The organism is Sphingopyxis sp. sgz302558 (assembly GCF_057220455.1).
In genome coordinates this window covers 1-14,456 of the sequence record NZ_JBXPUZ010000013.1, presented here as the reverse complement: position 1 = coordinate 14,456, position 14,456 = coordinate 1, and the positions used below count along the sequence as shown (strand labels likewise).

The following is a 14,456-nucleotide window of genomic DNA, read 5'->3' as shown; positions in this document are numbered from 1 at the left end:
CTCTTAATCAGCGGGTCCTAGGTTCGAGCCCTAGTGCGTCCACCATATTTTCAAGCGCTTAGCTAAACCTTTGGGGCCTCGCCGTCTGATAAAAACGGTAACTGAGACGGATGGCGTCTGACGCGGTTAAGGACACAAAAGACACGGCCACCCTTGGGTTACGGTGACACTTTACTTAATCCCCAAATGTTCGTCGTTGTCGTAAACTGATCCACACTTTCGGGGCTTCTATGCGTTGAGGGGTTAAGTGACGTGTCAGCGTAGTTCCTGTAATTCCTACAAAGACGGCAGACTGATCGCCTCACCCGGCACGGTGACACCTCGGCGCACCAATTCGCGGTAGCGCGTCGGGGACAGGCCGGTTTCGCGCTTAAACGACGTACTAAAGTGCGCCGGGCTGCAAAAGCCGCTGGCCTGGCCGATTTCGGCAAGGCTCAGATCGCTTTGGGCGATCAGCGTCTGGGCCCACGCCACCCGGCGATAGATTAGATGCTGATAGGGCGAGCGGCCAGTCGCCCGCTTGAAGACATTGGCGAAGTAGAAGCGCGACAACCCGGCCACTTCGGCCATGCTGCTGAGATCGATCGCCACGCCGAGGTGGTCGTCGATGTAATCGAGCACACGCTTGAGCTTGTAGGGGCTTATGTCCAAGTGCAGGCGCTGTCCGCTGCTGTGAACCGCCGTCCGGTCAGCCAGATAGTGGGCCAACATGCGCGTCAGTGTCTCGATATGCCCGGGCTTCCCACTTTCGGGCGCCAGAATCTCGGTCTCGATCATCTGGAACAATTCGACCAGCCGCTCGCTGCCGACCATGGCAAAGGGCACGCTCGCGGGATTGCCGTCTGCGGGCATCATGTTGGCCAGTCGGCCGGGTGGAAACATCAGCAGGGACGATGTGTTCGCTTCGGCGTAATAGGTCATCTCGCCTTTGACGCCTTGCGGGATGTAGCTGATCAGCAAGGTTCCGTGCGGCTCCACCGTGAACGGTTCACCGTTAAGCACGCCGCGCCAGATTTGGTTGCTCCCGCGCGTCAGCAGCAGCGTGTCGAACTCCAATCCTTCGACGGTTGCGGTTGCCCATTCGCCGTCGAAGGTGCCGAACAGGCAGGTTGAGATGATGCCGCTGCTGCGATGCGCAGTCACCGTGCCGGGCGTGGGCGCGGTGAAACGCAGAGGCACCTGCTCCGCCATCTCGTGGAGGGATGCCATGGCTCAGGCGCGTCGGATGCGTGTGCAGCCGCTGCTCACTATGACGCGCCCATCGGAGCCGACATTTTGCTTCGGCATCGCACTCTCCCCCAGTCTAAACCTAGCCACATCGGCAGGCGAAGTCTTCTATATCGCAGGTGCCCTTTGGTTCTCTAATCGCACCTCCCTCGTCAAGCCTGCTTCTTCGTCGCTTTCCGGGTCATGATTCTCTCCGCGGTCGGCAAATACCGCCGCAACATCTGGTCTAACTGGAAATTGCGAAAGCAGCGATGTCAGGTGCGACAAGCTCCAAATTGCTTGCGCGCCTTAGCCACTGGGACGCGCGGGTGGTATGTCTGCTCGCCATAGGGCCTGCGCCTTTGGCACCCTCGCCGCGCGCTCGCGCCACCGCGCAAAACCGCTTTCCTACACCCCTCGGCCTGTGCCATGCCGGTGCCAACGGCTCTTTCGCATTGTCGGTCTGGCGACGCGCCGCGATCCCCCCACCGCTCCCCTTAAAGCAACAAAGGATACATATAGGGGAGGGTTGGCCGTATCCTTTGTATCTTTAAGCGCGCTTGACCCCACCCCCACCCATAGGCCCACCCCCCCCTGGGCGCCCATGCCCCCGCTCTGCCGGGATCAGTAAGTGTCACGGTGATTCGTTGGGCCTGGTGAATGGCGGCGGTTGCCGCAGCCACGTCGCGGCTTAGGGCCAGTAACGCCGCGATGCGATCGCCGCGCCTTCGCTCAGCGCGCGCATTTTGGCCCAGACAATGTCGCGGTCGACGCCGCCCGATCCGACATGGATGGAAAAGCCGCAGTCGACCCCCGCCATCACATTGTCGCGGCCGACCAGATCGGCGTAGCGCCCGATGCGCTGGGCGATCAGGTCGGGATGCTCGATATAGTTGGACTGGCATTCGACCACGCCGGGGATCAGCACCTTGCCTTCGGGCAAGCCGACTTCCTCGAACATCGCAAATTCATGCGCGTGGCGCGGGTTGGCGGCTTCGAACTGGATGGCGTGCGGCCGCGCGCGCCAGACCAGATCGATGATGTCCTTGAACGGCACATCGCAGTGGTGCGGGCCCGGGTAATTGCCCCAGCACATATGCATGCGCAGCTGGGTTTCCGGGATATTGGCTGTCGCCCGATTGAGCGCTTCGATGTTGAGCATCATCCGGTCGCGAAACTGGCTGAGCGTCAGTTCGCGAAACTGGGTGTGGCGGCCCATGGCCAAGTCAGGGCAATCGATTTGCAGGGTAATTCCGGCGGCCGCAATCGCTTCATATTCGTGGCGCAGCCCTTCGGCGAGGGCGAACAGATAATCCTCGTCGCTGGCATAATGATCGTTGCGAAAAAACAGCGCGGTGACGCCGGGAGATGCCGCGCTCATGAACGCCTGTTTGCCGGAATGGCGCGCCAGCGCGGCGTTGAGCGTGGCGGCGTCGATGTCGACCGCGGTCATGTCCTTCACCGTAATCGGCGCGTTGCATGCGGGCGTTTTGCGATGCTTGCGGCCCGCATCCCCGGCAATGCGGTCTTTGACGCCGGGGAAATCCTCTATGTCCTGAAAGACATAGCTGGTGCCGGTGCCGCCAAAGCCGTTGAGGCGATCTTTGATATAGGTCGCGTAGCTCGGCTTTGACTGTTCGCCGTCGTTGATGATGTCGATACCCGCCTCTGCCTGCTTGTCCACGACATGCTGCACCGCCTGCTCGATGCGCGCAGCGACGGCAGCGGGGTCAAGCGGCAACCCCTCTTCCTTGGCAAACATAAGCTGTATTAGATCATCTTCGCGCGGCAACGACCCGACGTGGGTGGTCAAAAATCGGCCAGCGCTCATGCCCCGTTCCTGCTCATTGAAAATGCTCCTCAAGAAATGCCGTGACCAGCCGGTTGAACATGGCCGGTTGGTCAAGATTGCACAAATGCCCGGCGTCACGAACAAAGGCCGCCATGCCGCGTGGCGCGTGCGAACCGATAAAGGCGGCCACCGACTGGCGCCATGGCCCGTCCTGCTCGCCCGCGAGCGCCATCACCGGCATGGACAGGCCTTCGACGTCGCCGGCGGAAAACTGCAGCGGCGACGGAGGGTTAAGCAAGTCGCGCCCGTCGTAGGCGGCAATCATGTCCGCAACCAGCTGGCGCATTGGTGCGGCGACCTGCGTGAACGGATGGTTGCTCCACGCTTGCTTCATGGCATCCACCTGTCCCAACCCGACATAACCGGCGTACAGGCGGCGCGGGACATCTTCTTCCTCGCCATCGGGCAACGGGACAACGCCGTGCAGCGGCGCGCCCGCCAACACCAGCGCCGCGACGCGATCAGGGAAACGACGCGCGACATCCAGCGCAACCGCCCCGCCCTGCGACAGTCCCACCAGAGCGAACGGACCGTCACCAACCATCGCGAGCACGTCTTCAGCCTCAGCCGACAGATCGGACGGTGCCGACGATGCGCCACATCCGCGTCGGTCCGGCAGCATGATCCGCCACCCGTCCGCCAATACGGATTGGGGAAGCCATTGGCGGTGATCGAGCGTCCAGCCGTGCAGAAACACCACGGGTGGGCCTGACCCGATCTCGTGTAGGATAAGCTCGCCGCCCGCCACGGCGACGCTACGGCTGCGCAGCACCGCCTGACCCTCGCCATTCGCCTCGGTCATGACAGGGTCTTTGGTGCAGGCGTTCAGTGGCTGTGTTCGAGGTGGCGGACGTCGTTGTTCGGACGATGGTCCCCTGCCAGCCAACGCTTCAGCTCGGCATGGGCATCTTTAGCCCGCAGCGCGTTGATCTGGTCGGCATTGGCGGCGTCGAGCGTGAACTCCACAATCATCCCGTCAGGATCGACCACATACACCGAACGGCAATAGCCATGTTCCAGCACATAGGTTTGCGGTTCGGCTATGCCGGCCGCGGCGATGCGCCGCTCCAACTCGACCTGTGCCGATGCATCGACGTTCAGCGCAACGTGACGGAACGGGCTCGATGCCAGGTCAGGGCCAAATTCGGCCTGATCAGCGGGATCGGCGAACGAGAAAAAGGCGAGTGCGCTGCCGTCGCCCAGCCCGAAAAAGCAGTGGCAATAGGTGCGCACGGCGCCGAACAATTCTTCCTGCTCGCACCACGTGGCGACCAAAGGAAAGCCGAGGATATCCTCATAGAAATGCCGTGTCGCCTCCAGATCTTTGACGACATAGGCGGTATGGTGCAACCGGTTGGGCAACGACGAAGTCATGACGACACTCCCTGTTAGAAGCTATAGCTGGCCTCGACGCCATATATCCGTGGACGCGCCTTGAACACAAAGCCGCCTGGCGAAAATTCGGCGTTGTATTTTTCGTTGAACAAATTGGTCGCAAAGCCGGTGAGCGCCCAGTTATCGCCCTTGATGCCCGCGCGCAGGTCAACCAGGTCAACGGGGCTGCGCACCGTGGTGTTGAACGGTTCCCACCAGGTCTTGCCAGTCCGGCGATAATCGACGCGCAGCAGCCCTTCGATGTCTCCGCCCAGTTCAGGCGTAAATTGTGCGCCAAGGTTATAGGTATAGCGCGAGATCAGCGGCGCTTCGTTGCCGATTGCGGCCGGATCAGGAAAATCGGTGATCTTGCTGAAAGTATAACCGACAGCCGCATTGATCTGGACATCAGGCGATGGACGCAGATTCGCTTCCAGCTCGAACCCACGAATGCGTGTGCGCGGGATGTTGCCCAGGTTCTGGGTCGAGTTGGCAGCCAGAAAAACGAAGAAATAGCTGTTCTTCGAAATCGTCGAATAGGCTGCGCCATTGAGCGTCAGCATGCGGTCGAACAGGCGTGTCTTGAACCCCGCTTCGATGGTCGAAGCCGTTTCGTCCTGGAAGATATCGGCCACGCCGACGATGCCGTTCGACGCCGCAACCGCACCAACGCCGGTTTGGTTGAATCCGCCCGAACGGAAACCGCGCGAGTAGCCGGTGTAGAGCGTCACATCGTCTGACGGCTGGTAGGTCAGCGTCACTTTGGGCTGCAAATCGTCGAATGTCTCACGCCGCACGTCACCGGTCGCGCCTTGCGGGAAACCGGGCACATTGGGCAGAAAGGCCGTCGGCGTCAGCGTGGTATTCTTCCGACGATCGCGATCATAGCGCAGCGAGCCGTCGATGCGGAACTGTTCGCTGAATTCATACCCGATATTGCCGAACAGCGCCCAAGCAAAATTGTCCTGCTTGTCCGACAAGAAACTGAACTGCGGGTTCAGCGGGTTGGTGCTGGGGGTGCGGAATACCGGAAACACCCCATTGTTGGTGTCGATCATGTTGCCGGTCGAAATGAAGCGGTTGGTGTCGATCAAATAACCACCAAACATCCAAAAGAGGTCGCTGTCAGACGGCGATTGCACCCGCAGCTCTTGGCTGAACGCTTTCACGTTCAGATATTGGCTCTGGTTGAGGTCGAACCCCTGCCCCGGGCCGATAATCGCTTCAAACAGATTGAAGAAGAAGGATTCGGGAATAGGCAGAAAATCGAACGCATCACCCGTCAGAATTTCCTTCACCGTATCGTAGGAGGTGATCGACGTGATCGTGAAATCGTCGGTTTCATAGCTCAGCTTGGCGGCGACGTTGAAGATGTCGCGGTCGTTCTGCCCCGCGTTGTTCACGCGCACCGGCAGGCTGGTGTCGTTCACGTCACCTACGATGTTGAAATAAAGCGCTTGGGTTTCCAGCCGGGCATAGGATGCCCGCAGATCGACCGAAAAACCACTGCCGGCGTCGAACAGCAGGTTGCCGCGCACCGCGATATCCTTAACCGGGTCGGCGTCCTCGCCCAGAAAAGTGTTGCGGATATAGCCGTCGGTATCGCGCCACGAACCCGACAGGCGGAAAGCAGCGCCCTCGCCTAATGGGCCACTGACCCCGCCGCGCACATAATAGCCAAAGCCATTGTCGACCCCGACCTTCAGGCTGCCCTCGAATTCATCGGACGGAGCCTTTGAGGTGATGATAATCGCGCCGCCGATGGCGTTGCGGCCGTAAAGGCCCCCTTGCGGGCCTTTGAGCACTTCGATCTGGCCAATATCGAACAATTCCTGGTTGAACTGCGCCGGGTTGACCTGCTGCACGCCGTCAACGACCACGGCGACCGACGGTTCGCTGTTACGCGCCTGCGTGATACCACGGATGATGATGAAGGCGTTGCCCGAATTCTGGGTTTCAACCAGATTGACGTTCGACGTCAGGTTGATGAAGTCGATCGGTCGTTCGATGCCGGCGTTTTCAATGGCCGATTCATCAAATGCGGTGACGGCGGCGGGAACATCCTGAAGATTGGCATCGCGGCGCAGCGCGGTGACGACGATATCCCCCTCTTCGGCGGCTGCGCTTTCCTGCGCCATCACCGGGGTCAGCGCGGTTGCGCCAATCAATCCTGCCAAAATCGATAGCCGTGCCCCTTGGATCGCCATTTCGCTTCCTCCTCATGCGGACCGGCATTTGCGCCGATTCTCCCATGACGACGCTCCGTAAAGGCTTCGTTTAACGAAGTCAAATTCGAATATCGAACTTTTAGCTCTGATGCAGTGTGTGCAACAAAGCTGGCCAGCGTTTGAGCGCCCGCTGGATTTCCTGCGCCGCCGACCGCAGCCCGGGCAGGCGCGTGCGCACCAGCTCATCCTGTGAAATTCGGGTGGTCGAGGTTGAACAGTTGATCGCGGCAATCGCCATGCGCTGGTCATCAAAAATTGGGACGGCGACCGAGACGATACCGAAATCCAGCTCATCAAGCGCCGAGTCAAAACCCTTTTCACGAATGGTGGCAAAGCGATCGCGCAGCGCATCGGCATCAGTGACCGTGCGTTCGGTAAAGCGGGTGCGCTCGCCCGAAGCCAGATAGGATTCTATTTCCTCCGCCGGGCGAAACGCCATAATTGCCTTACCAAGTGAGGTGGCGTGCACCGGAAAGCGTGTTCCGACATTGGCCCCCAAGCGGATCCGCCGCGTCGTCGAAACATGCGCAAGATAAAGTATGTCAGTCCCCGAAATCACCGCCATGGACGCGCTGTCACCAGTTTCGTCGCGCAAAGCCTGCAACGGCGGCACGCAGGTGCTCTCCAAATTCATCGACGACAGAAAGGCCGAGCCTATGGACAGAACTTCGGGACGCAGCAAGAATGACCGCCCGTGCTGACCAACATAGCCAAGCGCTACCAATGTATTGAGACAGCGGCGCGCTACCGCAGGACTAAGTCCGGTTTTCGCAGCAACTTCGCTTAGCCGCATTTCAGGATTTTGCTCGTCAAACGCGCGCAATACGCTGAGGCCGCGTTCGAGGGTGGACAGATATTCGGGATCCTTGTCGGCGCCCTCGCTCATGCTGCCTGCGCCTTGTCGGCGCGCAAGCCTCCCAGCACCGATTCATTGTCGGCGCCCAGTACCGGCGGCGCGACGACATTGGTCACGCGCGCGCCATCAAAGGTTAGCGGCGAACGGATCGTGCGGAACGGACCATGCGGGCCGTCCGGATCCTCGACGCAGATGCCCAGCGCCTGCGCCTGCGGCGAGGCGAGCACCTCTTCGGAGCTGTTGACCGGCGCATGGGGCACTTCGAGTCGGGTCAAGTCAGCGCACCAATCGGCGCGGCTCTTCGTGCGGAACAGCGGCGCCAGGAACATCATCACCTGTTCGTAATTGGCGATACGCGCGGCGCGGCTTTCAAACATGGGCAAGGCCAGCATGTCGGGCCTGCCCACGGCCACCGCCAAATTCTCCCAGAATTTGGGCGGCGATGACATGTGCAGCGCCAGCCATTTGCCATCGGCACATTCAAACACATAGGATTGCGACACATTGGGGCGGCTGAACGGCCCCATCACTTCACCTTCGGACAGTAAATGGGTGAAATCGTCGAGGTTGAAATGACTCATCGCCTCGAACATCGATGTTTCGATCAGACTGCCCTTCCCCGTCGCGTGTCGGGCATTAAGCGCCGCCAATATGCCAAGCGCGGCGTAAAAGCCCGTGATGGCGTCCGCTACCGCCGGGCCCACCACGCGCGGGTCAGCAGGGTTGAGGAACAGCCGCAGGAATCCGGATGCGGCCTGCGCTACCGTGTCAAACGCAGGCCGGTCGCGGTCCGGCCCTTCGGCACCGAAGCCCGAGATGGAGGCATAGATCAGCCGCGGATTGATGGCCTGCAACCGCGCCGGATCGACCCGCAGCCGGTTTGCAACCCCGGGACGGAAATTCTGGATGAAGACATCGGCAGTGGCCACGAGTGCGTCGAGGGCAGCCAAGTCTGCGTCCTGGCGCGTGTCGAGCGTGATGCTTTTCTTATTGCGGTTATAGGTCTGAAAATGCGGGCTGTAGAGGCCGCCGTTGAAAGCACGAAACGGATCGCCGGTGCCAGGTTGTTCCACCTTGATGACCGTCGCGCCCATGTCGGCGAGCAGCATGCCGGCAGCAGGCCCCGTAATAAAGGTGCCCATATCGAGCACCATGATGTCGTGCAGCGGCTGGGTCACGCAATCCTCCATATGGCTTGACATTGCTCTACAATCTTCGAATAGCGAAATCAACTTCGAATTTCGAAAGGATTAGCGATGCGGATCGGCAAACAGGACCATGCCCTAACGGCAATCTGCACGTCCGATGCGACCAGCATCACCGTACGCGGTCTAGACCTTACCAGCCAGATTATGGGCAAGCTCGACTTTACAACCTATTTCTGGCTGCTTGTCACGGGGACAATGCCCGACCAGCACCAGAAATTTCTGGCTGACGCGGTGCTATGCGCCATTGCCGAGCATGGCCTGGTGCCCAGCGTGGTGGCCGCACGCATGACAATGGCGGCGGCACCCGAAGCTTTCCACGGGGCAGTCGCGGCGGGGCTGCTGGGCTGCGGGTCGGTGGTCTTGGGCAGCGCCGAAGTGGCTGGCCGTTGCTATGCCGCTATTGTCGCTGACGCGGAAGTTTCCGGGCGCCCGCTGGCCGAAGCCGCCGCCCATGCCGTTCGAACCCTCCGCGCCGACAGGAAAGCCGTTCCCGGTTTCGGCCATCCCCAGCACAGCGATGGGGACCCACGCGCGCACCGCCTCCTCGAGCTTGCTGCCGAACAGGGCGTTTCCGGCCCGCACACCGCCACATTGATGGCGATCCGTGATTGCCTGCCTGAAGTGCTGGGCCGAAGCCTGCCGATCAACGTCAACGGCGCAATTCCCGCCGTCATGCTCGATGCCGGTTTCCCGCTGGCCGCGCTCAAGGGCATTTCGCTCTTGGCGCGCACTGCCAGCCTGATCGGGCATTTGCAGGAAGAGAGCGAGCGTCCCATCGGCTTTATCATGTCGGGCGCAGCGGCAGAGCGCATAGGTTTTGCGGCGTCAGACCCGCCAGCAAAAGGCTAAACCTGACTGTCCTGGAGCGATTAGCCGCACCCAAACCGGCGTCTGCGCAATTTCGCACAATATCTTTGCCTGATTTCATGGTCCTAAACCCAGCTTGCCCGCGGGTCGCATTGCGGCCACGCGGAGCCAATGGATAGGGTCGCTTGCAACAGGAAACAAAATCATCGGGAACGCACCCGCTGCGCTGGCGCGAGTGGGCGTCGCAGCAGCCGCTTTATGATTCAGGGCCGACGCAACTCAACGGCGTGATCGTCCAACGCTGGGCGGGCAGCGCCGCCCGGATGCAGCAGCCCCGCTTGACGCATCATTATCTGACCTTTCACGAAGGCGGGGCCAAACGCGTGACGCGCAGCGGCGAAGGATTGCCAACACACCGCGATGTGCCCCTGCATGCCGTGACAACCGTGGCCGCGGGCAATGCCTATGATTGGACCACCGAAGGCCCCATCGCCTTCACCCATGTTTATATCGACCCGCAGCGCTATCATGACACCATCGCTTCTCATCGAGGCGATGTCCCGAATATTGCACAATTTGCCGAGGTGTTTGGCCGTTTCGATCCGCTGTTGTGCCGCTTGCTACACCGTTTGGTCCAGCGCTCGCTGGTTTCGGATACCGACATCATGGCAGCCGAAATGCTGGTTGATGGCATATTGCTGCGGCTGTTTGACAGTCTTGCCGCGGGGACGGAAACAAGCGACCGCATCGTGTTGACCGAAGCCAATCTGAAACGCGTGCGCGATTATGTCGCGGTCAACCTGCACGCGCGGATCGTGATTGACGATCTTGCGGCGTTGACAGGCTACAGCCGGTTTCATTTCGCTCGCGCCTTTGCCAGGGCCACCGGGTTGCCACCCTATAGCTATGTGATCAACCAGCGCATTGCCGCAGCCCAGCGTTTGCTGCGCGAAACAGACTGGCCAATCGAGGCGGTGGCAAGCGCCACCGGATTTTCCAGCCACGCCCAATTTACCACCACTTTTCGCCAGCTGACCGGAACGACGCCGAGCCGCTATCGCGGCGCGGCGTCGCATGGCCTGGTTCAAAACCCCTGAACCAACTGCACGGTAAAGGCCTCGCGATAGAAGCGGTTGCTGTTGGTGACCGGAATCTCGATTCCGCCCAGCAGGAACAGGTTGCCGCCAAGGTGGGTGCGAACCCCGGGCGTAACGCTCAAAAACGTGGGTCCGTTTTCAAATTCGCGCCAATTGCCCGCCACATACCAGGTCAGATCACCCAGCGGCGCACGGTTGTGCGGGGTGAATGTCTGGCCAATTGCTGCGTTCATGACAAAGCTGTCAGGGGCGCCTGAGTCCGCAAATTCATAAGCCACGCGGCCGCGCAGCGAAAAGCCAGAGCCAACATCGGTCCACAAGTTCAGTTGCGGCTGCGCAGCAAAGACATTGTTGCCAAAGCTGCGCGAACCGGTCGGAATCCGCCAGCCCACGCCTGCGTTGAGCGACAAGTTGCGCTTTTCTGCCAGCATCACCTGGGTCGTCAGCGTAACGTCGCCAAAATCTTCATCACCGCCACGGTTCTGATAGAATGGTACTTCCACCCCTGCCCACAAGCGCCGCGACAGTGGATAGTGAAAGCGCGCCAGCCCCTGATGAAAATCATCGCCCGGGGCATCGACATAGGTGTAGGCGATATGCGCCTCGCGCGTGAAAAAGCCGTCGGCAGTCGCCAGCCAGCCTTGGCGCGGAGCACCGCTCTCACCATTGGGCACCGGGATCCATGGGTCGGTTAGTTCAGATCCGAAAGCATCCAAATCAAGCGGGGCCCATTCGGCCGCATCCTGCGCGCTGGCGGGAACGCTGGCGATCGCCAGCGCAGCAAGCGTTGCTGCGGTAAGTTTCCAACGACTATTCATAACTTTGTACTCCTGCTGCTATGCGGAGCCTCAAAGCTACGGCGATTGCGATTGGTGTATTTCGTCAAAGCCCAGATTTGTTCATTGCTTGCGCCCTTACCTGCGGATGCCGCTTACTTGGCAGCAAGGCGACGAAAGCGGCCAGGCGACATGCCAAGTTCGCGCGTGAAAGCAGCGGTAAAGTGGGACTGGTTCGCAAAACCGCATGTCAACGCAAGTTCCGCAAGCGGCGCGGAATTCTGCGACAGCATTGTGCGAGCACGCTCGATCCGCCGACTGCGCAGGTAATGATAAGGGGTTTCCCCCGTCGCGAGCTTGAACACGCGGGAGAAATGATAGGGTGACAGACCCGCCGCTTTGGCCAGATCGTCCAACCGGATATTCAGCTCAAGATTTTCCTCGACATATTCGGTCACCCGCTTGAGCTTTAGCGGGGTGAGGTAAATGCGCTCGCTTTCATGCGCCAGCCGTGCGCTGTCATGCTTGGTCAACATAACGGCAATCGCACGGATCAACCCATCCACCAGCAACGATGAACCAAAGGTCGGGCTGATGAATTCATGTTCGACCATGCCCATAAGCTGGGCAAGCCGACCATCGCGTTCGGCAAGGATGGGCATGATTTCACCGGATGGCTTTTCATCGGGTAGTGTGGGGATGAAACCTACCGGAAAATAGAGGGTGAAGGCACCCGCAGATGCAGGAAACTCGAAAATGGAATCCGCACCGCAAGGAATGAAAGCGCAAACGTCACGGCGCAGCGGCGATTTGGCGAAACGGCCGTCGCATTCAATTTCCAACATGCCGCTGCCGCCGCGATTGACCAGCAACGCGTCCCATTCGTCATTGCCGCCGGTCGAGCCTGCGCGCACGGTGCCTGTCGCGTGCGTGCAATAGTGGCGCACCGCGTTAATCGGCAATTCGCCGGTGTCATAGACAGCGACTTCGGGCGGAGCGGACCAGCTCACCTTCTCGCATGCTGCAAGGTTGGTGCCCGCGTGATAGGGCCGATCGGCCTGCGTTTCCGTCTGCGACATTGTCGCCTCCATCCAATACCATCGAACTGTCCAGCTTGGCTGACACAATCTTATGTAACATAGGAATTGGAGGCATTGATATTACAGCGGCCGCACAAATGGCGCTTTGTGGCAAGATGACAAAAGTGGAATAAGCTGGCGTGCGTGACCTATTGCAGCGTGCTGGGGCTGGGGTTGGTTAACCGCAGCGGCATCACCACCCGAATGTCAAAACGCGCGAGCCCAGCCGCAACCAACGGCAACATTTCTACCTCGACCCGCATCTCTTCCGGCGTCTGCACGCACAGCAGGGTCAACTCGTCACGCTCTGTGGCCGACAGGGCCAAGATGAATCGCCCCATCCGCGCCCATTCAAGCAGCGCTGCATATTCAGCGTCACCGTAAAACTCGAACTCATCGATTGCCATCGGGGCGACGGCCGACAGCGTGACCAGCGTCATCGGCATGGGGCTGCCGAGCGGCGCAGGGCGCTTTCCGGTGAACCAGTCAATCAACCTGTGCCACGGCATGACCGTCACCTTTCGCCCCCCTCATGTGCGCGCCAGCTTCAACAGGCTTTCGAAAAATTGCGCACGTCCCCGTCACCACGCGGTTGGTCACGTCCCCGAACAAGTCAAGCCGGTTCGGGGGCAACAATTGGATAAAGCGAGCGCAATTCGAAAGATAGTGCCGCGGAAAGCAGGAAGATTGTCCATCAGGCGACCGGCAAGCGCCAGCAACCTTGCCGTTGGATGCAGATGGAGAAGAATATGCAACAGGCGTTCACTAAATGGCTTATGGCAAGCGTCGCGCTAAGCGCGGCGCTGGCTGGCGCTGCACAGGCCGAAGTCACCAAGCGTGGCAAAGAAGGCGCACCGCTGGACGAGGTCCGCGAGGCACCGGCATCGATCAGCGGTGACGTGAAAACCATCGTGGCACAGCCATCCCCGTCCGAGGTCAACCCGTCGTTCCTTGGCCCGGTCCTGCTGATGAAATCGGCCCATATTGACCTGGAAAAGGGCACGGCAACCTTGCCTCTGCGTCGCGGCAAACTGCGCACCGGCCAACCCGTGTGGTTTATCATCACCGACACCACTGACCAGAATATCGCCGACCTGCAGGGTCTCGCCTACTCCCCCAAGCTTGCCTATGCCCTGACTGGCAAGGCAACCCGTAAGGCGACTATCGAGCGCGACGGCAGTTTCACCTTTGCTGCCGGAAGCGTCGATTTTCGACCCGCGCTGGGGTTGAAGCCGGGACCGGCGAATGCCCCCTTCCCGCCAGCGAGCCACCAGCCCGGCAGCGTTGGTGACGCCGACTACACGCCGCTGGTCTTTGTCGAAAACTCGGCCAAAGCGCTGATCTACAACGCCCCGGTTGTCAGCCAAGCCAGCGAGGCCGAGCTTAACGCCATGTGCGCCGGTAATGTCGACCATAGCAAGGTGCACGACAAGGTGCTGGCCATCTGCCCGCGCGACGGAACGGTGACGCTGAGCATGACTCTGGGCTTCACTTTCGACAAGCCGATCTTCTATCTGTCGACTGAGGCCAATGACCCGCTGGTCGCTACGCTGGAAAATGCCACCTTCACCCCGGCGATGAAGGACCTGCCCTTTGCGCTGGAAGACGCCGCCCCCGGCGAGTCAGCCGAGCGCATTGTGGTGGTCGTCAATGGCCATACCGGCAAGGACAATCCGCATCGCCAAGGTCTGGTAAGCGCCTTGTCCGGCGAAGGCGGGCCGCTCAACGTGCTGGGCGGTATTCCGACCATCAACCTCGATTATTCGCCGATGTGGCGGCTGTTCCCGGCGGTATGGACTGACGAAGCGATCCAGAAGGGCTATCGCTACCGTCTGACCAGCGCTTTGCAGGCGGCCGAAATGTCACATCGCGGCTTCATCAAGAGCTTAGATGGCGGGGATTTCCGCGCGGTTGGCTTCGTCGTCAACTGCCCGGTGGTTTACCGCATCAACTAATCCGGCTTGGCGGGGGGG

13 protein-coding genes are annotated in these 14,456 nt (G+C 60.3%); 3 read left to right on the top strand and 10 right to left on the bottom strand.

Annotated features, from left to right (window positions below):
* Positions 1 to 276: 276 nt before the first annotated feature.
* The 7 genes from AC2TC0_RS15840 to AC2TC0_RS15810 all read right to left on the bottom strand — a co-directional run bounded on the left by AC2TC0_RS15840 (position 277) and on the right by AC2TC0_RS15810 (position 8,694).
* Positions 277 to 1,209 (bottom strand): helix-turn-helix domain-containing protein, encoded by a 933-nt coding sequence (locus AC2TC0_RS15840; protein WP_484718416.1) that lies wholly within the window; start codon positions 1,207 to 1,209, stop codon positions 277 to 279.
* A 688-nt stretch (positions 1,210 to 1,897) separates the two neighbouring features.
* Complete coding sequence (locus AC2TC0_RS15835; RefSeq protein ID WP_484718415.1) at positions 1,898 to 3,037, bottom strand: cobalamin-independent methionine synthase II family protein; 1,140 nt, start codon at positions 3,035 to 3,037, stop codon at positions 1,898 to 1,900.
* A gap of 13 nt (positions 3,038 to 3,050) precedes the next feature.
* Positions 3,051 to 3,860, bottom strand: coding sequence for an alpha/beta fold hydrolase (locus tag AC2TC0_RS15830; RefSeq protein WP_484718414.1), 810 nt, complete (start codon positions 3,858 to 3,860; stop codon positions 3,051 to 3,053).
* Positions 3,861 to 3,883: 23 nt separating this feature from the next.
* On the bottom strand, positions 3,884 to 4,432 hold the full coding sequence (locus AC2TC0_RS15825) for a VOC family protein (protein WP_484718413.1): 549 nt from the start codon (positions 4,430 to 4,432) through the stop codon (positions 3,884 to 3,886).
* A gap of 14 nt (positions 4,433 to 4,446) precedes the next feature.
* Positions 4,447 to 6,639, bottom strand: coding sequence for a TonB-dependent receptor (locus AC2TC0_RS15820; protein WP_484718412.1), 2,193 nt, complete (start codon positions 6,637 to 6,639; stop codon positions 4,447 to 4,449).
* A gap of 100 nt (positions 6,640 to 6,739) precedes the next feature.
* On the bottom strand, positions 6,740 to 7,546 hold the full coding sequence (locus tag AC2TC0_RS15815; protein WP_484718411.1) for an IclR family transcriptional regulator: 807 nt from the start codon (positions 7,544 to 7,546) through the stop codon (positions 6,740 to 6,742).
* On the bottom strand, positions 7,543 to 8,694 hold the full coding sequence (locus AC2TC0_RS15810) for a CaiB/BaiF CoA transferase family protein (RefSeq protein ID WP_484718410.1): 1,152 nt from the start codon (positions 8,692 to 8,694) through the stop codon (positions 7,543 to 7,545). The genes AC2TC0_RS15815 and AC2TC0_RS15810 overlap by 4 nt, the downstream gene beginning before the upstream one ends.
* A gap of 78 nt (positions 8,695 to 8,772) precedes the next feature.
* On the opposite strand from AC2TC0_RS15810, the gene AC2TC0_RS15805 reads away from it, so the two are divergent.
* Both AC2TC0_RS15805 and AC2TC0_RS15800 read left to right on the top strand, forming a co-directional pair.
* The gene (locus AC2TC0_RS15805) at positions 8,773 to 9,573 is read left to right on the top strand and encodes a citryl-CoA lyase (RefSeq protein ID WP_484718409.1); all 801 of its coding nucleotides are present in this window, start codon (positions 8,773 to 8,775) and stop codon (positions 9,571 to 9,573) included.
* A gap of 143 nt (positions 9,574 to 9,716) precedes the next feature.
* Positions 9,717 to 10,628, top strand: coding sequence for a helix-turn-helix domain-containing protein (locus tag AC2TC0_RS15800; protein WP_484718408.1), 912 nt, complete (start codon positions 9,717 to 9,719; stop codon positions 10,626 to 10,628).
* Here AC2TC0_RS15800 and AC2TC0_RS15795 read toward each other — a convergent pair.
* From AC2TC0_RS15795 to AC2TC0_RS15785, 3 genes are all read right to left on the bottom strand, one after another.
* Entirely contained in the window at positions 10,616 to 11,446 is an 831-nt protein-coding gene (locus AC2TC0_RS15795; RefSeq protein ID WP_484718407.1) for a transporter family protein, read from the bottom strand. The two genes, AC2TC0_RS15800 and AC2TC0_RS15795, sit on opposite strands and share 13 nt — an antisense overlap.
* A 113-nt stretch (positions 11,447 to 11,559) precedes the next feature.
* The gene (locus AC2TC0_RS15790) at positions 11,560 to 12,483 is read right to left on the bottom strand and encodes a helix-turn-helix domain-containing protein (protein ID WP_484718406.1); all 924 of its coding nucleotides are present in this window, start codon (positions 12,481 to 12,483) and stop codon (positions 11,560 to 11,562) included.
* Positions 12,484 to 12,632: 149 nt separating this feature from the next.
* A complete protein-coding gene (locus AC2TC0_RS15785; RefSeq protein WP_484718405.1) occupies positions 12,633 to 13,001 on the bottom strand; it encodes a hypothetical protein in 369 nt (122 codons plus the stop codon).
* A gap of 231 nt (positions 13,002 to 13,232) precedes the next feature.
* Here AC2TC0_RS15785 and AC2TC0_RS15780 point away from each other — a divergent pair, with 231 nt between their 5' ends.
* On the top strand, positions 13,233 to 14,438 hold the full coding sequence (locus tag AC2TC0_RS15780) for a hypothetical protein (RefSeq protein WP_484718404.1): 1,206 nt from the start codon (positions 13,233 to 13,235) through the stop codon (positions 14,436 to 14,438).
* The last annotated feature ends 18 nt before the right edge of the window (positions 14,439 to 14,456 follow it).

Coding starts and splice junctions, on each gene's coding strand:
- AC2TC0_RS15795 (WP_484718407.1), bottom strand. CDS start 11,446: ATGAATAGTCGTTGGAAACTTACCGCAGCAACGCTTGCTGCGCTGGCG.
- AC2TC0_RS15830 (WP_484718414.1), bottom strand. CDS start 3,860: ATGACCGAGGCGAATGGCGAGGGTCAGGCGGTGCTGCGCAGCCGTAGC.
- AC2TC0_RS15820 (WP_484718412.1), bottom strand. CDS start 6,639: ATGGCGATCCAAGGGGCACGGCTATCGATTTTGGCAGGATTGATTGGC.
- AC2TC0_RS15815 (WP_484718411.1), bottom strand. CDS start 7,546: ATGAGCGAGGGCGCCGACAAGGATCCCGAATATCTGTCCACCCTCGAA.
- AC2TC0_RS15790 (WP_484718406.1), bottom strand. CDS start 12,483: ATGTCGCAGACGGAAACGCAGGCCGATCGGCCCTATCACGCGGGCACC.
- AC2TC0_RS15825 (WP_484718413.1), bottom strand. CDS start 4,432: ATGACTTCGTCGTTGCCCAACCGGTTGCACCATACCGCCTATGTCGTC.
- AC2TC0_RS15805 (WP_484718409.1), top strand. CDS start 8,773: ATGCGGATCGGCAAACAGGACCATGCCCTAACGGCAATCTGCACGTCC.
- AC2TC0_RS15835 (WP_484718415.1), bottom strand. CDS start 3,037: ATGAGCGCTGGCCGATTTTTGACCACCCACGTCGGGTCGTTGCCGCGC.
- AC2TC0_RS15840 (WP_484718416.1), bottom strand. CDS start 1,209: ATGGCATCCCTCCACGAGATGGCGGAGCAGGTGCCTCTGCGTTTCACC.
- AC2TC0_RS15780 (WP_484718404.1), top strand. CDS start 13,233: ATGCAACAGGCGTTCACTAAATGGCTTATGGCAAGCGTCGCGCTAAGC.